This window comes from Pseudoalteromonas sp. SWN166 (assembly GCF_015864485.1).
Classification (GTDB): domain Bacteria; phylum Pseudomonadota; class Gammaproteobacteria; order Enterobacterales; family Alteromonadaceae; genus Pseudoalteromonas.
This window is the reverse complement of record NZ_JADYXB010000050.1, coordinates 1-22,776: the sequence shown is the minus strand read 5'-3', so window position 1 is coordinate 22,776 and position 22,776 is coordinate 1. Positions and strand designations below refer to the sequence as shown.

The window sequence follows — 22,776 nt, the reverse complement described above, 5'->3', positions numbered from 1 at the left end:
AACTTGAAAAAAGCTGTAAAAAAGGTCTGAAAGCTAAGCGTTTCAAAGCTGCACTCGATACTGATTATGCAGATAAAGTTTTACAGCTTATTTATTGAGCTTACGTAATCTTACCCTGTAGGCATACCAAGCTTTTCTACTAACTCTGATGAGCTAATACCCTCTGAACTACTTACCTCGATAAAAATAGCCAACCCATTAGGAGGGAAGTCAGCATGGTATTTACGTAACAATTTTGCGAGGTTCATACCTCTCTTAAGTTCTTTCTGCATATTTAACCCGTATAGATCTTAATTAAATGTGATTGAGTTATCTTGAATGAAATTTCTTAGGGGAAGGATTCTACAATCAAAAAATTTACTTTTGTAGCTAGAAGATTGAACTTAAAACAATTTATTTTAATAAACCTGAATGGCTATGTTTAGCTAAATCTGACATCCGTTGATGTACCCGCTGCTAAATTACCGTTTTTATCAAGTGCCACGGCACCCACAGTGCCCATTTTATAGTTATTAGGTAATGCTTTGTGCGCTGCTTGATACTCTTTGCTGGTTGCTTTGGCCTTCTCTAATTTTTGTTTTGCTTTTAAAAGCGCTTTGTAACGAGGCTCAGTATCAAATAAGTTATTTTCGATAAGTTCAACGCCCTGCTCTTTAGCAAACTCCTCAGCGCCTTGGCCGCTAAGCATTACATGCACAGAGTTATCCATGACCAAACGCGCTAATTTAATCGGGCTCTCAATATGCTTTACACCCGCAACGGCGCCTGCTTCACGGTTTCGACCATCCATTATGGATGCATCAAGCTCATGCCCGCCATCGTAAGTGTATACCGCTCCACGCCCTGCATTAAAATAAGGCGATTGCTCTAATACTGTAATTGCCGCAGTTACCGCATCTAAACTTTCACCGCCTTGGTGCAATACTTTATAACCTGTCTCTACAGCTTGCGTTAATTTAGCGCGGTACTGCTTTTCTTGGGCGGGTGTAAATCGTGCTTTTTCTATTGTCCCTGCCCCACCATGAATCGCAATGGCAAAAGGAGTCTCTGCAGCGAATACGCTATTACTTAAAGCAAAAAGGCTGCTCGCAAAAATTGCTAATAAGGGTGTTTTCATAATGAGTTCTTTTATGGGAAAGTTATAAACTAATGTGAATGGTTGCGGGCTTAATTTCAACTAAAGTGAGTTTAATGGCATAAAAAAAGCGCCTTAAGGCGCTTTTTAAAATTTTACGTGTTTGTAATACCAATTTTATTAAAAACATGATCATTCTAGCGTATTAAATAGCTCACTAACTACGTTGAAAATTATTTATATAGAACAACTATGTATCATAATTTTAGCCTTGTTATTGAGCTATTTTCTTATCGCTATAATAGATCACTAATTTAATGCAATTGGTATAATTAAGCTTGTTTAGCTTTTAAACGCGCTAAACGTGCTACTTGATGAGTAGACGTTAAGAAAGAATAAATTGGTGCTAAGTAACCACGTTTACGAAGCTCTAAGAAATCAGCATCACTTAACTCGTTTAGCTTTTTCTCATCGATAAGGTAAATACCGTTGATGTCTTTTTTCTCGCCTTTAATGTCTACTGTTAGCGTTTGCGCTATTAGTAGTTCTTTATCAGCAAGGAATTTAGTGAACGCTTCAGTTACTTGAGAAAACTCAATGAAAGATACAAGCGCTTCTTTACGACGTTTTAGGTAATCTGTTTCTTCGCCGTTTTCAAATAATGCATTACCTTCGTCTTCACCAACAAGCGCACTTGCTTCGTCAATTACGATACCGTATTGATCTTGATCTGGGTGTTTAACTAAGCCTAATGGGTAACGAGTAGATGCCATAGGTGCAAATGCTGCAGTCCATTTACCATCTTCTACAAAAAGGTTTTCGCCTGGCTCTAAGCCAAACATAGCAACAGCTTGAAAAGTGCCGCTTTCGTTGTTTTTAACGAATGACATTGGAAACTCGTTTGCTACGCGTGCAAACTCATGTGCAACTACTGGCACTAAATGTTGAGTTTTCATGAATTCTACATTGATGCCGTTTTGAATTTTAGTGTTGGCATGTTTTTCGTTGTGTAAAGGCTGTACTTGTTGCTCCGCCATGTTACTGCTCCGTTTATTTTAATTTATATGTTTCATTGTTAATACCTTTAGGCTAATGCTTTTGAGCTAAAAAAGGAAGGGAAACTTTTATGACAACGACCATGAAAAAATAAAATTTAACTAAATCTGAACGTTGCTAAAAAACATACAGCTCAAACTCATAAATTTTGTTCAAAAACAACACACTTCGTGGTTGATTTTAATACAAACCAAAGTTATTCATTAACATTGGTTAACAGTTAAGGACTGTTTTTTTGCAGTGTTTAGGCTTAAATTTGAGCAAATAAAAAAGGCCGCTTATATAAGCGGCCTTTAAAAGTTAAATTAGCACCTAAATTAAGGCGCCCAATATACTTCAATATTTATACTTGGGTGATTAAGCACAGCGCGAAGTGGCATGTCATTAACATCGCCGCCCGCTTTTGCTTGCTTATAAACAGCGAGTTTTTCTTCACCGCTAATTAAAAGCTTAACCACTTTAGATTGCGCAATGGCATTTAACGTAAGCGTCATTCGCTCAGTAATACTACCCGTCACATCACTTTGTATCGCATTAATTGCACATACTGTTTGCTCAGTTGTTAAACCGTGCTCTAAACCTTCTGCATTTGGGAATAACGATGCAGTGTGACCGTCTGGGCCCATGCCTAGAATAGTTACATCGTATGGCGCTTTTAAAGCACTGTAAGCGGCTTCACACACTTCACTGCCTTGCTGCGCGGTTGCAGCATCGTTTTTCATGGTTATAAAGTTTGCAGCACTGCCGTAGTTTTGTAATAACGTGCTTTTAATAAAAGCTTCATTACTTTTTTCATGGTTTGGGTCTACCCAACGCTCATCAACCATAGCAACATCAACATGTTGCCAATCTAAATCAAGCGTTGATAAATGCTTATAAGCGGGCGCAGGAGACGAGCCACCCGACACCATTAATACAGCACGGCCATCGTTTTTAATGCCATCACGTAATGATTGCTCAAGCGTTGCAGAAAGCTCAGCTGTTAACGCGTCTTTATCGTCAAAAAACTTTTCAACTATCGTTGCCATACTTATACCTTATCGCCTGTGTTAAACCATACGTGGCTCTTTTCTGCCAATAGTTCATCAGCATCATCCGGACCCCAGCTACCAGCACGGTAAAGCGCAGGTTTGCCTTTGTCTTGCCAGCGGTCAATGATTGGATCAATCCATTTCCACGCTTGACGAACTTCATCACGGTGAATAAATAACGATGGGTTATTTGCAGCAGCATCAAGCATTAAACGCTTGTACGCATCTGAGTGAAAACCATTGCTGTAAGCTTGTGAAAGCTCAATATTCATTGTTACTGGTTCAAGTTGCATTTGAAGGTTATCAAGACGCTTAGACATAAGCGTTAGTTGAATTGTTTCCTCTGGCTGCAAACGAATAACAAGACGATTTGGCTCGATATTACCCACGTTATCTTCGTAGATATTGTGAGATACTTTTTTGTATTCAACCACAATTTCTGCACAGCGCTTAGCCATACGTTTACCCGTACGAAGGTAAAATGGAACACCCGCCCAGCGCCAGTTATCAATATGCGCACGAATAGCTACAAACGTTTCTGTTTTACTAGAACCTTCATTTAGCTCTTCTAAGTAACCCGGTACAATTTTACCGTTTAAGTCACCAGGTACGTATTGACCACGCACAATATTTTCATCAACATCACCACCTACTAGTGGGCGAAGTGCTTCTAATACTTTTAATTTTTCGTTACGAATGCTGTTAGCGTTAAGCTTATTAGGCGACTCCATTGCAACTAAACAAAGTAGTTGTAATAAATGGTTTTGAACCATGTCACGAAGTGCACCGGCTTTATCGTAAAAACCAGCACGGCTTTCAAGGCCAACAGTTTCTGATAAGCTAATTTGAATATTATCAATAGATTTAGCATCCCACATATTTTCAAACAATGAGTTTGAAAAACGCAGCGCCATTAAGTTTTGTACTGTTTCTTTACCTAAGTAATGGTCAATACGGAAAATTTGCTCTTCATTAAAAAATTCTGCAATTTTTCCGTTAATTGCTTCAGCAGAATCACCGCAATAACCAATTGGCTTTTCAACAACAACACGTGATGTAGGGGTAATTAAACCTTTAGTTGATAATATTTCACAACATGTGCCGTAAACAGCAGGCGGAAGCGATAAATAAAACACGCGAGACTTAGTACTTTCGTGCTCATCTAAAATGCCTTTTAGCACATCCCAGTTGTCATCTGCTTCTGTAACATTACTTACCACTGGCACTAGAAAAGTAGAAAACGCTTTCCAATCTTTAGCGTTAAACTCGCCTTTGCTTAAAAATTCTTGTAATGCTTTATGCGCTGTTTCTATGTATTCAGCACGTTTCGATTCTTCGCGCACTGTTGGTAGGATACGTGAGCCTTCAGGTAAGTTACCTTCTTGATATGCTCTGTACATTGCTGGTAGCAATTTGCGTAACGCAAGATCACCACCGCCCCCAAAAATTATAATATCAAAAGGATTAAGCATAGTTACTCTCTACGTTGTGATACCCAGTACATTTTATAAATGCGCGGGTATGCCTATTTATTGCTAGATTAGATGGCTTTTATAGCTGTACTTAAATAAAAGCCTGCTGAATTGTTCTGTATCGATGATTTATTGTTATTTTTTATCATTGCGCTTATTAAATGAGCCTTAGGGGCCCTGTATCTCCTCTCACAAAAATACAGACCCTAAGCACTCCAGCGCTACCCGTTCAAAGGTACTCGGTTTACTTACTTGCGTAAGCGAATTTTTTATTGCGTACGGTTTTGCTTATAGTACGCCATTAAGCCGTTTGTCGAACTATCATGAGCGTGTTTAACGCTTTCATCAGTGAGTTCACTTTCAATTTTAGATGCTAAACCTTTACCAAGCTCTACACCCCATTGATCAAACGAACATATTTCTAAAATAATGCCTTGGCAAAATATCTTATGCTCATACAGTGCAATTAAACGACCCACTGTTTTAGCATCTACTGTATCTAATAGCATAGATGTTGTAGGGCGATTGCCTTGATGAATTTTATGATTTAATAGCTCATCAATTTCTGCTTGCGATTTACCCTTAGCGGTTAAATCAGCGGTAACTTGCTCTGCATCCACACCACTCATCATCGCTTCTGTTTGTGCAAAGAAGTTTGATAATAAAATATCGTGATGCTTATCAACATTCACTTGTGGTTTAACTGATGCAATAAAATCTGCAGGCACAATTACATTACCTTGGTGTAAACACTGATAAAACGCGTGCTGACCATTAATACCCGTCATGCCCCAAATAATTGGAACTGTTGTATAAGGTACTGTTTCGCCGGCAAAGTTAACGTGCTTACCGTTACTTTCCATTTCGCCTTGCTGTAAATAAGCAGGCAACATATGCAGTGCTTGGTCGTACGGTAATATAGCTTGAGCTGTGTAGCCCAAAAAGCTTGTGTTCCATACGCTAAGTAATGCCATAATTAATGGTATATTTTGTTCAAACGGCGCGGCCTTAAAGTGCTCATCTACTTCAAAGGCACCTTCTAAAATGGCTTCAAAGGCGTCATAGCCTAAATATAAAGCGATTGGTAAGCCTATCGCACTCCAAAGTGAAAAGCGACCGCCAACCCAATCCCACATAGTGAATACGTTTTCGTCGCTGATACCAAAGGCTGCCGTTTTTTCTAAATTTGTACTTACCGCAACAAAATGTTTAGCAATTGTGCTTTCATCTTTTGTTGTTTGTAAAAACCAATCAACTGCTGTTTTAGCGTTTGTCATGGTTTCTGAGGTAGTAAATGTTTTTGACGAAATAACAAATAATGTTGTTTCAGGGTCAATGGCTTTTAATATAGACGAAATTTGTACGCCGTCAGCATTAGATACGTAATGAACATTTAACGTATCATCAGCAAGTGCTTTTAACGCCTCGGTTGCCATTTGTGGACCAAGGTTAGAACCACCTACGCCAATGCTTACAACATCTTTTACCGCTTTACCGGTATAGCCTAGCCATTTACCGCTACGAACTTTTTCTACAAACACTTTAATTTTAGCTAATTCGTTGTCTACGGCTTGTGTTACGTTTTCGCCATCAACGATTAATGGAGTGTGAGCACGATTACGAAGTGCCGTATGTAGTACTGAGCGATCCTCGGTGATATTTATTTTTTCACCGCTAAACATTTTATCGCGCCACGACGCAATATCGCATTCTTTAGCAAGCGACATTAAGTTAGCAAAAACATCGTTATCAATAAGTTGTTTAGAATAGTCGAATAATACGCCTGGTATTTGAGTCGAAAACTGAGAAAAGCGCGTGTCATCTTGTGCAAATAACGTTTTTAGATGTGTTTGTTTCATCTTAGCTGCACTTTGTTCTAGTGCTTGCCAACTTGCTAGTTGCGTTCGGTTAGACATGGATATACCCTCTAATTCTTTCAATCTATTGATTTAAAAATATTTTTTATAAAAGCGAAAATATTAACATTGCTTTTTTACACTAAATTAAAGCGCAAATAGTATAACTAAAAATGCAAAAAAAGTGCTGTTTTTATAATTTTAGATGCAGATGATAACGCAATTTTTAGCTTTTGACACCGGTATCATAAAAATTTTATAAATTAATTTACCCGCAGTTTTAAAGGTACCAGCTAACATTAAGCCCTAAAAATGAAATTTTAATGAATTTTCACAAGTCCTGCCATAGTAAGTCCCGCTATATAAATCCTGCCATAGTAAGTCCCGCTAATTACTTTTTATAATTATTCACTAATTACTATGGCTTGCTTATCTCTAGAACAAATAAACCTTAAAAACAAAAAATCGGCCCTAAAGCCGATTTTGTACTAATTACAAACGTTATTTAATTACTAAGCGCTAAACCGCCATTTAGGTTATAAACGGTTTTATATCCTAGTTGCATTAAGTTAGTTGCAGCAATTTTTGAGCGGTTGCCACTACGGCATAATAAAATATATTTATTACCTTTATTTAACTGCCCTTCAAATACCGCATTTGCCATTCTGCTAAGTGGTATATTTAATGTTTTTTCATCTACCGTATTAAATAACTGAGCAACATTATTTGCTCCATGCTCATACGGCTCCCGAGTATCTATTAAATATGTATCGCTGGTGTTTAACATTACTTTAGCGTCATCAAAATTTAGTTGCTGTGTATCAACCTCAGGTAACGCATTTACATAACCACACAGCTGCGTGTTATTTACTTTTTTTGAGGCATCGTACTGCTGCTTTTGTACTGCAAATTCATCAACTGAAATACTGCCGTTCACTAGCGCGTTGAGTAATGGCGTTTGGCTTTGTTGTACAGCCCAGTTCATAGCAAAGCATTGTTGGTAGTCATGCCCTGAGCAAATAATACTGCTGTTATTAAGTTGCTCGCTCATTGCTAAAATAGAGCGTGCCATTGCTTTTGCATCCCCACCTATAAGCGATGTATTACCAAGCCCTGCAGGCAATATTAAATCACCACAAAAACAGTAACGCGTTTCACCATTACTGTTTTTTAATAAATAACTTACGCTATCTTTGCTGTGCCCTGGTGTCGCTACTTTTTCAAGTACGTCATTTCCTAAACCAATATTTGCTGTATTTAACGGCCAACCTAGCGAATCAACCTCACCTTTTACCACTCTTGATGCAAGAACGCTGGTAAGCAAATTAGTCGCAGACTCTCGCTCTTGATGAAGATGTGTATTAAGCACGGCTGATATAGTTAAGTTTTGTGTATTGGCTATTTTTTCAAAACGCGGAATAAGCTCAATAATAGGGTCTATTATAACTGCGTGTTTATCATCGCTCACATAAAGCCAACTACATGCCCCTTGATGCCTAAATTGAGTTAAACCAAGCGCGCACACTTCTTGAATTGGTGTTGTACTGTCAGACACAATTAAACAGTTTGCTTGCAAAATTGCTTTTAATGCGCGAATACGCCCACAAGCATCATCTATATCGTGCTGTGTTGCCGCTGGCCCAAACGATAGCCTAATCGCGTTTTCGCTTTGCCACTTGCTTGCACCCATTGCATCCAAAACAAAACTTGTTGATGCACCTGTACTACAAGCCGAGCCACCACTTACGCGAATGCCCGCCGCATCAAATAAATCAATCACTTCTTTGCTCGTTAAATCGTTAACAGCAAAGTTAAGTGTGGTTGGCACGCTATAAGCAAAATCATGATTAAATGTAATATCGCCAAAGGTATCTTTTATCGCGTTTTGTAACTGGCTTCGGTAAGCATTAAGTACGCTAACCGACTTAAATGTATCGTCTGACTTATCAAGCAACATACTAAATAGCTTATTTAGCCCTGCAATACCGGGTAGGTTTTCGGTGCCCGATCGCATTCCACTTTCTTGACCGCCACCCGCTATAAAAGGGGTGTACGCACTACCACTACGAATATATAAAAAGCCAATACCTTTAGGTGCATAAAGCTTATGCCCCGAAAAAGGGGCGTAATCTATTGTTGTATCGCTCAGCGCAAGTGCTTGTTTACCAAGCGCCTGCACGCAATCCACCATCCACGATACATTTTTATTACGGCTACGAATTACCTGCTCAATAGCGGGTAAATCTTGATATACACCGGTTTCGTTATTAACGGCCATGGTGCAAATCATCAATGCGTTATCTATATGCTGTGCTATAAAATCTAAATCTAAAATACCGTTGCTATCAACCGGAATAGCAAGCACCTCAGCATTAACGTCAAGTACGCTATTCCAGTGCTTAAGTGTGTTTGGCACCGCTTTGTGCTCAGTAGCACCATATAACAATACGGGGTTTTTAATCGGATGTTTTTTAGCCTCTATTAGCGTAGAAACCACCGCAGTTTGAATGCCTTCTGTTGCGCCAGAGATAAATAAAATATCGCCAGTAGTTGCGCCAATAACTGTGTGTGCTTTTTGGCGTGTTTGTTCTAATAAATGCTTGGCTTGAATGCCTGTGATGTGCGGGCTTGAAGGATTACCAAAACATATTTGCATGGTATGAGAAACAACATCAGCTATACAAGGCAACACAGGGGTCGTTGCGTTTGCATCAAGGTAAACTTGTTTTACTGGCTCATCGTGCAATAAAAACTCAGACATTAAAAAACGCACCTTATTACTAAAAAATATATCTTATTACCAATAGTACATAAATTTACAGGTAATGAGTAATAATCAATTAGCACTAGAGGTGCGTTTACTATTCTTTTTTAGACTAAAAGTCTGTTTACTTAATTATTCACTGGCCTCTTTACTTATCTCTTCATGCGTTGACGACCAAGCTGTTATTAGCGCTTTTACTAATGAAGCCAACGGGATGGCAAAAAATACGCCCCAAAATCCCCACAAGCCACCAAAAAATAATACCGCGACAATTATAAATACCGGATTTAAATCAACCGCCTCAGAAAACAGCAGTGGCACAAGCACGTTGCCATCAAGCGCCTGAATAATTCCGTAAATAATTAAAATGGTCCAAAACTGTGTTTCTAATCCAAACTGAAACAGCGCAACTGCCGCTACCGGAATAGTGACGAGTGCCGCGCCAATAAATGGAATTAATACCGACAAGCCAACAAGCACACCAAGTAATGCGGCGTAGCGTAAATCTAAAACAGTAAATGCAATAAAAGACACACCACCAACAATTAAAATTTCAAACACTTTACCGCGAATGTAATTCATAATTTGTTGATTCATTTCGTGCCACACTTGCAAAATTAAACGTCGTTGTTGCGGGATCAATTTAGCGATACTGCCCGTTAGTTCAAGCTTATCTTTGAGCATAAAAAACACCAGCAACGGCACAAGCACTAAGTAAATAAGCCATGCAACAACATCTTTTAAAGAGGTTAGTGAAAACGACAGTACAGCCTGACCAAACTCGATTATTTTAGCCTCTACCGTTGCCACAATTGCCTGTACTTGCTCAATACTAATTAAACTTGGATATTGCTCAGGTAAAGCGATTAAATAAGACTTCCCCTGCTCTAACATATGCGGGGTTTCTTGGACTAAGTTACTGGTTTGCTTCCAAAGTACGGGGCCAATAACCAAAATAAGGGTGAGCATAATGCTAATAAATATCAACATTACAATAATCGTTGCACTAAAGCGCTTTAAACCAAAACGCTCTAAATGAACAACCGGCCAATCAAGTAAATAGGCAATAACCAGTGCCACAAGTACAGGAACAATTAACGAGCCAAAAAAGTAAAGTAAGGCAACAGAGGCCAGTAATAAAAATAATAAGGTAGACGAATGAGGATCCGAGAACTTCCTTTCGTACCATGTTTTTACGTATTCAAACATGTAATGGCTCCACTAATAACAACCCTCGTTGTTTATCAAAATTGTAACTATAAGCATTTTTTTGCAAAAAACGTTCAATATCGTTCGCACTTTCACCTTTATTAAGACTAAAGGTAATGCGGTGTTTTGATAACTGCGCACTTCGTAGCGCAAGTTTAAACTGCACAAATTGCTGAGGGCACTCAAACCCTTTTAAATCGCGCTCCACCATAACTACTTTACCCGTATAGTAAATCAATAATAAGTCGCATATTGTCGGTCTACGTATTTATAAAACGTGAACCGTTGTAACTTTTTCTTAAAACAACACCTGTAATAGTTTATCCTTATAACATAACTAGCAGTAAGGATAAGTTAATGCCTGGAACGCATAATAAAGCGCAACTACCAAGTAATCCAACACTCAAAGAGATTAATTGGTTTAAAAAGCAAATTAATTGGGGCGAACTTCCTCCTTTTTATCATCTTATTGCCTCTTCAATAAGCGAATCAGAAGGAATTTTAGATCATGGATTCGATAATGCAGTTAAACAACTTATAGATAAACGCAATTGGAACTTAGATTTATTAAAAGGCCATGAAGATAACTTTGGTGTAATACATACTAAACATAAGCCACGTATTGCACTACACCAAGTATTTACCGACAGAGGCTTTGAGTTATGGGCACAGCCTTATGCTAAAGATGTTATTGTTGACCAATACGTAAAAGGTAATCGCTTTATGGAATTTAGAGTGTGGGATCCGCATTCAATGAAAAATCTAATCAGAATAAATCAATTACATAAGTTTATTGGCTTTTATTTTGAACGAGGCGACAAAGCAGATAAAGCCATTATTTTACATGCACATAAAGTAGTACATAAAATTATTACTTTTTTGCAGCGAGAATTGAACGTTGTAAAGCTTGATGGAGTCACAATAAAAGAACTATACCAATTGTGCGAAAAAGACAGCCGTGCAAGCAGTGACGAAATAGACATAGCCAAAATTGCAATTGGCGAACCAATTAACAAGGAATAAAATGCAGCTAAAATCAGCATTTATCACTTTATGCAGTGCCGCGCTTACGTTTAGCTTATTAGTAAGCGAACCTTTAAAAGCGCAAACTAGCTTTACTCTTCCTGATTTAGGAACATCTGCATTACAAGCGCTGCCACTTGAAAAAGAAAAAGCTATTGGCGAAGTAATGATGATGCAAATACGCGGCTCATCGCCCGTTATAAACGACCCTGTATTGGATGAATACCTGACCACTATTGGCCGTAAATTGGTGGCTAATGCTAACGATGTGCGCTTTCCATTTTCGTTTTTTTGGATAAACAACTCAGAAATAAACGCCTTCGCCTTTTATGGTGGGCATGTAGGTGTGCACACAGGGTTAATAGCACAAGCCGATAACGAGAGTCAGTTTGCCTCTGTACTTGGCCACGAAATTGCTCACGTAACCCAGCGCCACTTAGCACGTAGAATTCAACAACAACAAGATAACAGCGCGCTGACCATTGCCGGTATGATTGCTGGAATACTGGCAACAGTTGTTGCACCCGACGCCGGCATTGCCATTATATCAGCGAGCCAAACGCAGTCTGCTTTTAGTCAGTTAACGCACAGCCGCTCAGCCGAGCAAGAAGCCGACCGTATAGGTATGCAAACTCTTAATAATGCGGGTTTTGATGCGCGTGCATCGAGCGAGTTTTTAACTAAACTTGCAGCGCAAATTCGCTATAAATACAAGCCACCTGCGTTTTTGCTTACTCACCCATTACCAGAGAGCCGTGTATCAGACGTACGCTTGCGGGCAGAGCAGTATCCTCAGCGCCATATAAACGCGAGCCTTGAGTTTAGTTTAGCAAAAAGTCGCGTACTGGCACGCTATTACAACAAACCAGAAAAAGCGGAAGACCTATTTAGAAAGCTACTGCGCGAAAACATCTACAACAACACAGCATTAAAATACGGTTTAGCTATTAGTTTACTTGATCAAAAAAAGCTTGATGAAGCAGCGCCAATGTTAGATGAGCTTTTAAAAAACGATCCTAAAAACCTATTTTATATAGATACTCATACCGATTTACTCATCGCACAAAAAAAGGCAGATGAAGCCGTTAAATTTTTAGCTGATTTAAATCAGTATCGCCCTAATAATCAGGTAATTACGCTTAACTACGCCAACGCTGCACTTGAAGCTGAACAGTACGAGCTTGCCGAAAATATACTTAAAAGCTTTTTGCTTGAAAAACCCGATCACAACTTAGGTAAACAACTCCTTGCTGATGCGTATAAAAAACAAGATAAATTAGCCTCTTACCACGAAGCAAATGCTGATGTATTAGCGCAATACGGGGCTTACTTAAAAGCCGCTGATGAAATCCAAAAAGCGCTTAATTTCGTAGAATCAACAGAACTTGTAAAACAACAGCGTTTAAAAGCACTGCTTACTCAGTATCGACTTTTACAAAAAGAGCTTGCGAGGCTTTAAGTCTGCAAGCGCTTACCCTAAAATAGACGCAATTCACACTTTGGAATCATTTTATGTCTGTTACTATTTACCACAACCCTCGCTGCTCTAAATCGCGCGAAACGCTAGCGCTACTGCAAAGTAAAGCGGTAGAGCCAAATATTGTAGAGTATTTAAAAACGCCTCTTACTCGCGAGCAAATTTCAACGCTTGTAAGCCAGCTTGGTTTTTCATCAGTACGCGAACTAATGCGCACTAAAGAAGATGCCTACAAAGAACTTAATTTGAAAGATGAAAGCAGTGAGTCAGCATTGATAGACGCCATGGTGCAAAATCCAAAGCTAATTGAACGCCCTATTGTTGTTAATAACAATAAAGCAGCCATTGGTCGCCCGCCTGAAAACGTACTAAGCGTTTTATAATGAGCGAAACCATAGTGGTGTTATACCACTCAAGCCATGGCTCAGTTGAAGCAATGGCTCACGAAATAGCAGAATCAATTGAGCAACAAGGCGCAACTGCCCTGCTGCGTACTTTTGTAGCTAAAAATCCGCACGACATTGTAATAACCAAAGATGATTTAATTAATTGCGATGGTTTAGCATTTGGTACGCCAACCCGATTTGGCATGATGGCCTCCCAAGCAAAAAGCTTTTGGGAAACCACCAGCGATTTATGGCTAAAAGGCCAATTAATAGATAAGCCAGCCTGTGTGTTTTCGTCATCAAGCAGTATGCATGGTGGTAATGAAGCAACCTTACTCAACTTATCTCTGCCACTATTGCACCACGGTATGATGCTACTGGGCGTGCCGTACGATGTACCCGAGCTACTTGCAACACAAACAGGTGGAACACCATACGGTGCAACACACGTTGCTGGCAGCGCTAATAGTACACAGCTTAGTAAAGACGAAATTAAAATATGTCAAAGCGTTGGTAAACGCCTTACTCACATTGCGAGAAAACTTAAATGAATACCGCTGACAACCCAGCTAAAAAGCCAATTACAGTAAAATTTCAGCGTGCCGCACTCTTTGGCTATGTAGGTTTACTTATTCTTATTCCACTGTGGATGTATTTTGTACCACCTTTAAATGGTAATGCGAGTTTAGCGTCTTTATTTGTGCCTATTATTCCATTATTGCTGCCACTAAGAGGCATAATTAAAGATTATACTTACACTTATGCGTGGGCTAACTTTATTGTAATGCTGTATTTTATTCACGGGCTTACCATGCTGTGGGCCGCTCCTGATGAGCTTATATGGGTACTGCTAGAGCTTGTATTTGCCTCTTCAATGTTTATTGGCTGTACTTACTACGCAAGACACCGTGGACAAGAGCAGGGTTTAAAAATCCGTAAGCTTAAAGAAGAACTAGCTGAAGAAAAAGCAGCAAATGAGCACGGTAAATAGCCTCTTACCTAAACCGATTAGGCTATCCATAAACGATATAAACAAAAAGCGCGCTTAAATTACTTTAAGCGCGTTTTTTATAAGTTGTTTAAAAGTGACTAAACCAAATCACTCAAAGCTGCTAGCACCACAATGCTCGCTAACCCTATTTGAGCCACTAAGCTAATAAACGAAAAGCCCCTAAGCACAAATAAACCCCAAGGGTGTTTAATATGCGGATATAACGCGCAACGTTTTAAAGTGGTTGCAAAGAAAAAACAGATTACCGCCGCCATAGTTAAACCCAGCGTCAGCTCACTTTTAATAGAGAGTGTTCCATCAAAAAAGAAGAACAACTGTAAAGGCAGCAGTATAGTGACGATAGCGTGCAGCACATGTACTTTTTTAATGCGATCAAACTGCCCTTCTGGCGAAAGCTCTTTAATACCAAAGTCACGTTCTAAGCATTTAACTAAGTTATTGGCTTTTATACTTACCGCTAAACGGTAACAGCTTAAACCTTCTTTATTGCGCGCTCTAAAGTCGTATCCGGCTTTAATTAGCAGTACCATAAGTGATTCATTTTTAGCAAATACAGCATAATGAAGTGCTGTATTACCTAAATTATCAACCGCTTTTTTGTCTTGCTTTGCAAGTAGCGTTTCAACCACATTTACAAAGCCTTTTTCGGCGGCCCACATAAAGGCTGTTTTATTGTTTTCATCAGTAAGTACACCGGTAGCGCCTTGCTCAATAAAACGCATTGCCATTGTTTGCTTGGCTGTTTTTTTACGTAGGTGCGTTAATAATGCTTTTTCTAGCAGCACAACAGAGTCAACGTCAGGAGAAACCTGTGTAAGCAACGTGAAGTAGTCTTTACCTGCTGCTACTTTTTCGCTGGCAAGCTCACTGAGCATTTCTAAATCGGCAATAGACTCTGGAATAAACGCACTTAAACGCTCTCTAAAATCAACTTCTTTCCAAAGCGCTAATGTATCCTTTGCCGAAAGCTTACTGTTATTATTTAACGCATGCTCAATTAGCGTGAAGTAGCGTTTACTAAAAAACAAATCAACTAAAGACAGTGGCGTATCTAGGGTGTTTTGCGCAGCCACACTTGCGTATTTTTCAAGACGCTGGCACAACATAAGCACTAAGCTTTCAGGGGTGTATTCATTATCGTAGTAATGGCTTTTAACCGCACTAATATACGCTTGTGCGTCTTCGTCATATTCAGAGATATGTTGAAAGTAACATTCTTCAAATGGCTCTAACGGGGTTAGCCATGCCAAATAATAAATAGGTGGCAACACGGTGGTGCATACACCATCGTCTTCATTTGTAGAACGACAAGCAGGCCAAGCTTCCAAAGCATCTAAAATAAAGGCACCGTTTTGTTCTACCAGTCCTTTAATAAGTAATGGGTATTCCTTTGGCCAAATCAGTACATTTTCCATTAAAACAACACAACTCCAGTGTGGCTTGGGGGGTGGTAAGTTATATCAGTTTTTAGCTGACACCACGCTTAATCAAAGTGCCGATATTCTAGCACACCTTTGTTTTGCTGCTAGCGCAAAATTGCGCAATAACAACAATCCTTTAGATTACAGTAGACAAGAATATAAAAACGGCCAAGTACATAAGTACTTGGCCGTTTTTGAGGTTGGAGTTGGGCTTAATCAGAGCCAGACAAATAGTCTATTTACTTTTTAATTCGCTAATAACTTGCTCTAAACCCACTTCAGAAATGCGTTGAATAATCTCTTTTTGCTTAGCACTTAATAGTGAAATACCTTCGGCAACAATATCGTATACTTTCCACTCATCGTTTTTACCTAAACGAAGCTTAAAGCTTAAGTCGATTGTAGGCGCATTTGGCTTAATAATTTGCGTGTTAACTGTTGCGTACTCAGAGTCGCTTTTTGCGTTGTTACGCTCAAATACAACTTTTTGACCTGTGTACTTCATTAGTGCACCAGCGTATGTGCCTGTTAAGTAATGCTCTACTGCATCTATAAATTGAACAGCTTGCTCGCGCTCAATACCTTTAATGTGTTTACCTAATAATTTAAACGACACAAACTTAACATCAATATGTGGCATTAAACGTTTTTCAACAATGGCAGCCATCGCATCTTTGCTAGCTGTCCCTTTTGAGTTTACTTGACCAATGTCTGCAAAAAGTTTGTCGGCTACTGATTCTAATAACTGATCAGGCGATTGCTGAGCTTGTGCAAATAACGAACTACTAAAAAAAGCAGTGGCTAAAACGAATAGTTTAAAGAGTTTCATAATTGTATATGTCTGTGTGATTAAGATGGTTGTAATTTACCCGTTCTATACGCAATAAAAAAGGCACAAATAAGCAATTTATTAATGCCCAAATTGCACCAATTGAATAAGAAAAGAAAATTCAAGTAGTTACAAACCTCCATTAACAGCCTATATACAACCGGCATTTTGTCCTCATTGTAATTGTTAACAGGTCGCCCTTATCATTTAGTTATCACTTTGAACTAAACAAACATTTGGCACCTATGAAAACGTCACTTAAAACACTTTTTATCTCTTTAGTATTAGTAGTTTCACTTTTTGGCAAACTTGCTTTTGCTCAATCGAATCACGGTTATGCTGTTGATTTTCTTAAAGGCGAAGGCAACGTAAATGGCGTTAAGCTTGCGTATCAGTATCATGCGCCGAGTATGCAAAACCTTATTGGCGATGCACGTTTTTACTTTGAAACCAGCGTAAATATGTGGGAATACCGCCACGGCGATGAAACACAATCAAACCTAGTACTTGCTATGTCACCTGTGCTGCAATTTCCTGCCTTCAGTTTTAACAATACCCCATTTTATGTAGAAGCAGGGATTGGTGTATCACTGATTGATGAAACGCAGTTCGCCGGTAAAAACATAAGCACTCACTACCAGTTCGAGGATCGCATAGGCCTTGTTGCCGACTTTGGCCACACTAACGTTGCCCTAAGAGTAATTCACTATTCAAACGCGGGCTTTAAAGAGCCAAACCCAGGGCTTAACTTTTTAACGCTTTCGGTAGCTAGACGTTTTTAAAGCTATTGATTGTGTTTAAAGTTATTAATTATGTTTTGAGTTATTTAATTGCTGTTACAGCGTAAAACGGTCACACTTAAACGTACTAATGATTAAGTGATACTGCGATGCAAACTTGGCATATTGTAATAATTGTCGCCGTTGTTTTTGCCATTATTATTGGTAATATTGCCCTGATTAGACTCTCTGCAAAAATGGAGTTTAAAAAGCTAGAGGCCAATATAAAAAATACAACAGACACAAAAAAGCCCTGATTAATCAGGGCTTTTTAATACGTGCTAAACCTAGCCTACTAACCAATGCGCCATCAACGCAATAACAGGTAAAGTAATTAGCGTTCGCAAAATAAATATAATAAATAACTCTAAAATATTTACCGGTATTTTACTGCCAAGTAAAAGTGCGCCCACCTCAGACATATAAATAAGCTGAGTTACACTCATTGCTGCAATAATAAAGCGCGTTATATCACTTTCAATTGTACCTGCTGCTAATATTGATGGAATAAACATATCAGCAAAACCAACCATAATAGTTTGTGACGCGGCTGCCGCTTCTGGGATTTGCAATAACTCTAAAAATGGCACAAATGGCATGCCTAAATACTCAAATATAGGCGTATGCTCAGCAATGATCAGTGCAAATGTACCTACGGCCATAACCACAGGCAGTACACCAAATACCATATCAAGCGCGTTGTGTACGCCCTCTTTTATAGTGCCTTTAACACCTGTTGAGTTATCAGCTTTAGCTAATGCAACATCTAGCGAATGGCTAAATAAAGTTTTATGGCCCGGAATTGTCTCAGCGTCTCTATCTGGTTCAGTGCCATCAATTAGTAAATCTTTTTTAAAGCGAAGTGGTGGTAATCGCGGCACAATAATAGCGGCAACAATACCGGCTAAACATACCGTTGCGTAAAACGGAGCAAATAGGTATTCAAGTTTAACTTGTCCTAACACCACTAAACTAAACGTAATTGAAACCGCTGAAAACGTAGTACCAATAATAGCCGCTTCACGTTGTGTATAGTGTTTTTGATCGTACTGCTTTGCAGTCATCAAAATACCTACACTACCATCACCTAACCACGATGCAGTACAGTCAACCGCGCTTCTACCCGGTACGCCAAATACAGGGCGCATTACTTTAGTCATTAACGTACCAGCAAGCTCTAGTAGACCAAAGTTTATTAATAGCGGCAGTAATAAGCCCGCTAAAATAAATACCGAAAACAGCACAGGTAGTAAGTCATTTAATACCAGCGCGCCAGTATTGGCCGAGGTAATCATCTCGCTACCTAAGCTTAAGTACGTCATTAAACCAAACGCCATACCAAATAAGCGCACAGCTAACCATATCCAGCTCACGTCAAATAAATGCTTTAGCAAAGGTGAATTACATATAGCGGCGGGTTTAAATACTTTAGTAATTACAGAAATAACCCCTGTAATACAAATAATGAGAGTAATAATTGCTTGAGCAGAGCCAAGCATCATTGCTTGAACCGCTTTTGCCATAACGGCAATAGGAATGGTCATCCCTTGCGAGGTAGTAATCGGCGTCATAAATAAAAACACACCAATTAACGAAGGAACCAAAAAAGTAAACCAAGTGCGCCACGTATAATGTGAACGATGAGGTAGCTGAGACATATTTTTTAACCTATAAAAACCACAAAAAGAGCTTTGCGCTCTTTTTATGGTAAAACTTATTATTATTTAAATTTTAATGCCGCGCTGAATGAGTGCTGCTTCTAATGCTTGTTGTAAACCATTCATAGTACCTGGTTCAAGCGTTTCGCCTTTGTCATCCATCCACGTTAAGCTAGTACCGCCTTCTTTAGTTTTACTTACTAAAATTTGGTATTGGCCTTCATCAATAGGTAGTTGAGCTACGTCATCACCCCAAATTGAATCCCAAACACTTGTTTCTGGTTTAGTGTAATCAGCAGTAATTAAGCCCGTATCTGGGTTAATTTCAACAATAGTGAACGACAAGCGCTCTAAAAATCCAGAGAAACGGTCAAACACAGCTTCGTAAGATTGCTCAGTTACAAGTGCTGCATTACCTTTGTTATCAAAGCCCATTTCAAGAGAAATAATACCTTGGCGTTTACGCATATCAACTTCAAGTTGACGGTAACGGTAATCAAACTCGCTCACTACTTGGTTAAGCGCACGTACTTCTAACTGCTGCTTTAACAAATCAGTTAGCGTATGGTCGCCTTTAAAATCTATCAGCTCTACACGTAAAGACGCAGTACGCTGATGTGACTTTTCTTCAATAGTGAATCTAAATTTTTCTAAGTCATCGTTAACTTCATCGCCCCACCACCAAAAACCTTCTTCGGTTTTAATAATTGAGTACCAATCAGTTTCAATAGTACCTAATAGCTTGTCTTCTTTAGTGGTTGCTGCATTGTTATCAGCAAGGACTGATTGAATCGTGTCCCAAAGAAATTCATCTAAATCAGCAATGCCATCGTTTTTATCAAAATAAATACGCGCTTGTTTATCTGTCTCTTCTACCCAACTGCCTTTAGCAATTGTTAATACTTGTGCCGGTGGGCGGTAATTTGTAGCTTCAGGATTGTTGTCGTATTGACCTACATCCATTTTATAAACTGGGTCTTGAGCTGGTTGAGATAACGACGTTGGTGCTTTTACAGGCTCATGCGTACGATAGTTACGCTCGTCATGTGCCTTATTAATAAATACACTACACCCTGATAAACTTACCAATACACTTACTGCAAGTGCTTTTGGGATCCAATACTGCACAGATATTTCTCCTTAGCATACCCTTTAATTGTTTTAACAAATATATGAGTGGGTAATGCCGATTTGGTTCAGTGTAAAATCAATATTAACTTTACATTTATTATTTGGCTGCCTAAATGCAATAAAGTTCAGCACTTCAACTTAGCAATAAAACTAAGCGCAAATAAGCAAATTTTAGCTATGGTACTTTCCCGTGCCAGTAAAAACAAGAAACACCGCACTTTAAAAGCGCTTAATTAGCGTGTGCTGTAGTTTAGAGCCCTTTTTGTGTTAAACTTCGCCGCCGTGCAACTTCTCGTGTGTATTTTTTGGTGTTGCCAACTCGGTTGATATAATCCAAGTAACAAGGTATTTGAACTCATGACTGCATTTTCAAATCATCAAATTGTTTTAACAGCGATTGGCGAAGACAGACCCGGTATAGTAAGTGAACTAACCCAACTGGTTAGCGATTGCCACTGCAACATTATTGACAGCCGTATTGCTATTTTAGGCTGCGAATTTACCTTCATAATGCTACTAAGCGGCGACATGTCGGCAATAAGCCGCATAGAGCACGTACTGCCCACTAAAGCCATGGAACTTGGCCTGCTAACCATGATGAAGCGCACAGCGAGTCATACTCCTAGCGAATTTTGTGCTGGTTACACCCTAGAATACACAGGCATAGACACCCCTGGCACATTGAGCAAAGTAACGCGCTTTTTTGCCGACAATAATATTAGTATTTGCTCACTTAAGTCAGACACTTATTCCCAAGAAGACAACATTAAAATGCGTTGTGAACTTGAATTCAACATACCTGTTGATGTAGATATAGATCAATTTAAAATTAGTTTTGAGAGCCTTTCTCACACACTAAACGTAGATTATATTTTTAAACGAATTCGTTAAGGATGCTAAACATGAACACAATTAGTCCATTACAAGCTGGCGATACTGCACCCGCTTTTAGCCTACAAAACCAAAACGACGAAACAGTAACATTAAGCGAGCTGTTAAAAGAGCAACAAGTGCTTGTGTACTTTTACCCTAAAGCGTCAACGCCGGGCTGTACTGTACAAGCCGAAAACCTACGCGATGAACAAGCACAGCTTGCTAAATTTAACACCCGCGTTGTAGGTATTAGCCCAGATCCAATTAAGCGCCTTAAAAACTTTGAAACTAAAAAAGAGCTTAATTTTGATTTATTAGCCGATGAAGACCACGCCATTGCAGAAGCATTTGGTGTATGGGGCTACAAAAAGTTTATGGGAAAAGAGTACGATGGTATTCACCGTTTGACGTTTTTAGTAGGCCAAGACGGTAAAATTAAACACCTATTTGATAAGTTTAAGACTAAAGATCACCATCAAGTAGTGTTGGATTATCTTGCAGCAGAATAAGCTAACGGCTGAGTAAGCCAGCAGCTTGGTAAGTTAGCTACCAGCTATTAGACAAATACAGAAAAGCGTTGCTCAAGGGCAACGCTTTTTTTATGCCTATACATTTGCGCTATATAAAACTTAAATAGCAATAGAGTAAATAATTTGTTAAAACTGCCAAAGCACTTATTATTAGCACCTTGCCAATTGGATATTTAAACCTTGAATAAAAGCCTAATATTTAAACTTTATTTAACTGCATTAATCATCTGTATTATTGGTTTTAACTTTTCAGAACCAAGTATGCAATTTTACTCAAACCCGTTTTATATCGGTAGTTTCGTTTTCGCTATTGCGCTTATAATCTCTGTAATTAATTACGCCTGCCCTGTCTGTAATAAAAACCAAGTAATGCGCTCTATTTCTAGTTATAAGCTTCCCACTAACGATTGTTATAATTGCGGTAAAGAAATTGATGAGAAAAGTAATTAAATAGACGGAGTTATTACTGGAGAGTCTGGTATTCAGGGTTATATAAAATAATAATTTACCGCCTAAACCTTTAGTGTATAAAGGCAGTAAATTAACTTGCTGCTTGAAACGACTAAAATTTAAAACTAAAGACCGTCCCACGTAAGTTCTTTAATTGTTTGATACAATGAGATCAAGTGATGATTGGACATATCCATTGGTAGTGTTTAGAAATCTGTGTCATTTCAGTATTATTAAGAAAACAGGAGTGACACATGACTCAATCTTTCGATTTCAACAAAGCATTAGCTGAACTTCAAGCTGGTAAAGGTCTTACTGGCGAAGACGGTGTTCTAACACCCTTAATCAAACAACTCACCGAAGCGGCTCTTAAAGCCGAAGTAGAGCAGCATCTACAATCTGAGACGCAAGTTAACCGCAAAAATGGTTCAACCAAAAAAACAGGTAAGGCATCCATAGGCCAATTCGAACTTGAAACGCCCAGAGACCGATCAGGTTCGTTTGAACCTCAGCTTGTTAAAAAGAACCAAACTAAGTTAACGCCTGAAATTGATGAGAAAATCCTATCTATGTTTGCTTTAGGTATGAGCTATCGAGATATTCGAGGCCACATACAGGATATGTATGGCGTTGAAGTATCAGAGGCCACCATCACTGCCGTAACAGACCAGCTGATACCAGAGCTTAAAGCATGGCAAGCTCGCAGCTTAGATACGCTTTACCCGTTTATCTGGCTTGATGCCA

General features: G+C 39.0%; 22 protein-coding genes and 1 pseudogene. 10 read left to right on the top strand and 13 right to left on the bottom strand.

Annotated features, from left to right (window positions below; translation table 11 throughout):
* Window positions 1-110: 110 nt before the first annotated feature.
* The 9 genes and pseudogenes from I6F49_RS18620 to I6F49_RS18580 all read right to left on the bottom strand — a co-directional run bounded on the left by I6F49_RS18620 (window position 111) and on the right by I6F49_RS18580 (window position 10,674).
* On the bottom strand, window positions 111-248 hold the full coding sequence (locus I6F49_RS18620; RefSeq protein WP_197181595.1) for a hypothetical protein: 138 nt from the start codon (window positions 246-248) through the stop codon (window positions 111-113).
* 191 nt (window positions 249-439) lie between these two features.
* Window positions 440-1,117 (bottom strand): annotated as a pseudogene (locus I6F49_RS18615) (isoaspartyl peptidase/L-asparaginase family protein); the annotation flags it as partial.
* A gap of 290 nt (window positions 1,118-1,407) precedes the next feature.
* On the bottom strand, window positions 1,408-2,112 hold the full coding sequence (locus I6F49_RS18610; RefSeq protein ID WP_002961447.1) for a SapC family protein: 705 nt from the start codon (window positions 2,110-2,112) through the stop codon (window positions 1,408-1,410).
* Window positions 2,113-2,448: 336 nt separating this feature from the next.
* A complete protein-coding gene (gene pgl / locus I6F49_RS18605) occupies window positions 2,449-3,159 on the bottom strand; it encodes a 6-phosphogluconolactonase (protein ID WP_197181594.1) in 711 nt (236 codons plus the stop codon).
* A gap of 2 nt (window positions 3,160-3,161) precedes the next feature.
* Window positions 3,162-4,634: a glucose-6-phosphate dehydrogenase gene (zwf, locus tag I6F49_RS18600; RefSeq protein ID WP_166420628.1), complete on the bottom strand. Its 1,473-nt coding sequence runs from the start codon at window positions 4,632-4,634 to the stop codon at window positions 3,162-3,164.
* 269 nt (window positions 4,635-4,903) lie between these two features.
* Window positions 4,904-6,550, bottom strand: coding sequence for a glucose-6-phosphate isomerase (pgi, locus tag I6F49_RS18595; RefSeq protein ID WP_197181593.1), 1,647 nt, complete (start codon window positions 6,548-6,550; stop codon window positions 4,904-4,906).
* Window positions 6,551-6,995: 445 nt separating this feature from the next.
* Window positions 6,996-9,251 carry an aminotransferase class V-fold PLP-dependent enzyme gene (locus I6F49_RS18590; protein ID WP_197181592.1) on the bottom strand — a complete coding sequence of 752 codons (2,256 nt, stop codon included), beginning with the start codon at window positions 9,249-9,251 and terminating at the stop codon, window positions 6,996-6,998.
* 135 nt (window positions 9,252-9,386) lie between these two features.
* A complete protein-coding gene (locus tag I6F49_RS18585) occupies window positions 9,387-10,463 on the bottom strand; it encodes an AI-2E family transporter (RefSeq protein ID WP_197181591.1) in 1,077 nt (358 codons plus the stop codon).
* The gene (locus tag I6F49_RS18580; protein ID WP_166421838.1) at window positions 10,456-10,674 is read right to left on the bottom strand and encodes a hypothetical protein; all 219 of its coding nucleotides are present in this window, start codon (window positions 10,672-10,674) and stop codon (window positions 10,456-10,458) included. Before I6F49_RS18580 ends, I6F49_RS18585 begins: the two co-directional genes overlap by 8 nt.
* Window positions 10,675-10,820: 146 nt before the next feature.
* On the opposite strand from I6F49_RS18580, the gene I6F49_RS18575 reads away from it, so the two are divergent.
* From I6F49_RS18575 to I6F49_RS18555, 5 genes are read left to right on the top strand one after another with little or no spacing between them, the layout of a single operon-like run.
* Complete coding sequence (locus I6F49_RS18575) at window positions 10,821-11,486, top strand: hypothetical protein (RefSeq protein WP_166421839.1); 666 nt, start codon at window positions 10,821-10,823, stop codon at window positions 11,484-11,486.
* A gap of 1 nt (window position 11,487) precedes the next feature.
* Window positions 11,488-12,945: a M48 family metalloprotease gene (locus I6F49_RS18570; protein ID WP_166421840.1), complete on the top strand. Its 1,458-nt coding sequence runs from the start codon at window positions 11,488-11,490 to the stop codon at window positions 12,943-12,945.
* A gap of 53 nt (window positions 12,946-12,998) precedes the next feature.
* Entirely contained in the window at window positions 12,999-13,346 is a 348-nt protein-coding gene (arsC, locus tag I6F49_RS18565) for an arsenate reductase (glutaredoxin) (RefSeq protein ID WP_197181590.1), read from the top strand.
* On the top strand, window positions 13,346-13,900 hold the full coding sequence (wrbA, locus tag I6F49_RS18560; protein ID WP_166421842.1) for an NAD(P)H:quinone oxidoreductase: 555 nt from the start codon (window positions 13,346-13,348) through the stop codon (window positions 13,898-13,900). The genes arsC and wrbA overlap by 1 nt, the downstream gene beginning before the upstream one ends.
* Entirely contained in the window at window positions 13,897-14,340 is a 444-nt protein-coding gene (locus I6F49_RS18555) for a DUF2069 domain-containing protein (protein ID WP_166421843.1), read from the top strand. The genes wrbA and I6F49_RS18555 overlap by 4 nt, the downstream gene beginning before the upstream one ends.
* A gap of 98 nt (window positions 14,341-14,438) precedes the next feature.
* Here the strand turns inward: I6F49_RS18555 and I6F49_RS18550 are convergent, their stop codons facing one another.
* Together I6F49_RS18550 and I6F49_RS18545 are read right to left on the bottom strand one after the other, a co-directional pair.
* Window positions 14,439-15,776, bottom strand: a complete 1,338-nt coding sequence (locus I6F49_RS18550) for an ankyrin repeat domain-containing protein (RefSeq protein WP_197181589.1) — start codon at window positions 15,774-15,776, stop codon at window positions 14,439-14,441.
* 241 nt (window positions 15,777-16,017) lie between these two features.
* On the bottom strand, window positions 16,018-16,611 hold the full coding sequence (locus tag I6F49_RS18545; protein ID WP_197181588.1) for an MlaC/ttg2D family ABC transporter substrate-binding protein: 594 nt from the start codon (window positions 16,609-16,611) through the stop codon (window positions 16,018-16,020).
* 245 nt (window positions 16,612-16,856) lie between these two features.
* Here I6F49_RS18545 and I6F49_RS18540 point away from each other — a divergent pair, with 245 nt between their 5' ends.
* On the top strand, window positions 16,857-17,393 hold the full coding sequence (locus tag I6F49_RS18540; RefSeq protein WP_197181587.1) for an acyloxyacyl hydrolase: 537 nt from the start codon (window positions 16,857-16,859) through the stop codon (window positions 17,391-17,393).
* A gap of 107 nt (window positions 17,394-17,500) precedes the next feature.
* Window positions 17,501-17,647 (top strand): DUF2897 family protein, encoded by a 147-nt coding sequence (locus I6F49_RS18535; protein WP_197181586.1) that lies wholly within the window; start codon window positions 17,501-17,503, stop codon window positions 17,645-17,647.
* Between the two features lie 30 nt (window positions 17,648-17,677).
* On the opposite strand, the gene I6F49_RS18530 is transcribed toward I6F49_RS18535, so the two are convergent.
* Together I6F49_RS18530 and bamC are read right to left on the bottom strand one after the other, a co-directional pair.
* Window positions 17,678-19,048 carry a YjiH family protein gene (locus I6F49_RS18530; RefSeq protein WP_197181585.1) on the bottom strand — a complete coding sequence of 457 codons (1,371 nt, stop codon included), beginning with the start codon at window positions 19,046-19,048 and terminating at the stop codon, window positions 17,678-17,680.
* A 66-nt stretch (window positions 19,049-19,114) separates the two neighbouring features.
* A complete protein-coding gene (gene bamC, locus I6F49_RS18525) occupies window positions 19,115-20,176 on the bottom strand; it encodes an outer membrane protein assembly factor BamC (RefSeq protein WP_007583910.1) in 1,062 nt (353 codons plus the stop codon).
* Between the two features lie 360 nt (window positions 20,177-20,536).
* Here bamC and I6F49_RS18520 point away from each other — a divergent pair, with 360 nt between their 5' ends.
* The 3 genes from I6F49_RS18520 to I6F49_RS18510 form a co-directional block, all read left to right on the top strand.
* Window positions 20,537-21,070 carry a glycine cleavage system protein R gene (locus I6F49_RS18520; RefSeq protein WP_007583906.1) on the top strand — a complete coding sequence of 178 codons (534 nt, stop codon included), beginning with the start codon at window positions 20,537-20,539 and terminating at the stop codon, window positions 21,068-21,070.
* An 11-nt stretch (window positions 21,071-21,081) separates the two neighbouring features.
* Window positions 21,082-21,561, top strand: a complete 480-nt coding sequence (bcp, locus tag I6F49_RS18515; protein WP_002963124.1) for a thioredoxin-dependent thiol peroxidase — start codon at window positions 21,082-21,084, stop codon at window positions 21,559-21,561.
* Between the two features lie 725 nt (window positions 21,562-22,286).
* Window positions 22,287-22,776: transposase (locus tag I6F49_RS18510; RefSeq protein WP_197181584.1), on the top strand; the 490-nt coding region annotated here is incomplete at its 3' end.

Bases quoted from the DNA above. Each gene is read 5' to 3' on its own strand.
- I6F49_RS18620 (WP_197181595.1), bottom strand. From the start codon at position 248: ATGAACCTCGCAAAATTGTTACGTAAATACCATGCTGACTTCCCTCCT.
- I6F49_RS18610 (WP_002961447.1), bottom strand. From the start codon at position 2,112: ATGGCGGAGCAACAAGTACAGCCTTTACACAACGAAAAACATGCCAAC.
- pgl (WP_197181594.1), bottom strand. From the start codon at position 3,159: ATGGCAACGATAGTTGAAAAGTTTTTTGACGATAAAGACGCGTTAACA.
- zwf (WP_166420628.1), bottom strand. From the start codon at position 4,634: ATGCTTAATCCTTTTGATATTATAATTTTTGGGGGCGGTGGTGATCTT.
- pgi (WP_197181593.1), bottom strand. From the start codon at position 6,550: ATGTCTAACCGAACGCAACTAGCAAGTTGGCAAGCACTAGAACAAAGT.
- I6F49_RS18590 (WP_197181592.1), bottom strand. From the start codon at position 9,251: ATGTCTGAGTTTTTATTGCACGATGAGCCAGTAAAACAAGTTTACCTT.
- I6F49_RS18585 (WP_197181591.1), bottom strand. From the start codon at position 10,463: ATGTTTGAATACGTAAAAACATGGTACGAAAGGAAGTTCTCGGATCCT.
- I6F49_RS18580 (WP_166421838.1), bottom strand. From the start codon at position 10,674: ATGGTGGAGCGCGATTTAAAAGGGTTTGAGTGCCCTCAGCAATTTGTG.
- I6F49_RS18575 (WP_166421839.1), top strand. From the start codon at position 10,821: ATGCCTGGAACGCATAATAAAGCGCAACTACCAAGTAATCCAACACTC.
- I6F49_RS18570 (WP_166421840.1), top strand. From the start codon at position 11,488: ATGCAGCTAAAATCAGCATTTATCACTTTATGCAGTGCCGCGCTTACG.
- arsC (WP_197181590.1), top strand. From the start codon at position 12,999: ATGTCTGTTACTATTTACCACAACCCTCGCTGCTCTAAATCGCGCGAA.
- wrbA (WP_166421842.1), top strand. From the start codon at position 13,346: ATGAGCGAAACCATAGTGGTGTTATACCACTCAAGCCATGGCTCAGTT.
- I6F49_RS18555 (WP_166421843.1), top strand. From the start codon at position 13,897: ATGAATACCGCTGACAACCCAGCTAAAAAGCCAATTACAGTAAAATTT.
- I6F49_RS18550 (WP_197181589.1), bottom strand. From the start codon at position 15,776: ATGGAAAATGTACTGATTTGGCCAAAGGAATACCCATTACTTATTAAA.
- I6F49_RS18545 (WP_197181588.1), bottom strand. From the start codon at position 16,611: ATGAAACTCTTTAAACTATTCGTTTTAGCCACTGCTTTTTTTAGTAGT.
- I6F49_RS18540 (WP_197181587.1), top strand. From the start codon at position 16,857: ATGAAAACGTCACTTAAAACACTTTTTATCTCTTTAGTATTAGTAGTT.
- I6F49_RS18535 (WP_197181586.1), top strand. From the start codon at position 17,501: ATGCAAACTTGGCATATTGTAATAATTGTCGCCGTTGTTTTTGCCATT.
- I6F49_RS18530 (WP_197181585.1), bottom strand. From the start codon at position 19,048: ATGTCTCAGCTACCTCATCGTTCACATTATACGTGGCGCACTTGGTTT.
- I6F49_RS18520 (WP_007583906.1), top strand. From the start codon at position 20,537: ATGACTGCATTTTCAAATCATCAAATTGTTTTAACAGCGATTGGCGAA.
- bcp (WP_002963124.1), top strand. From the start codon at position 21,082: ATGAACACAATTAGTCCATTACAAGCTGGCGATACTGCACCCGCTTTT.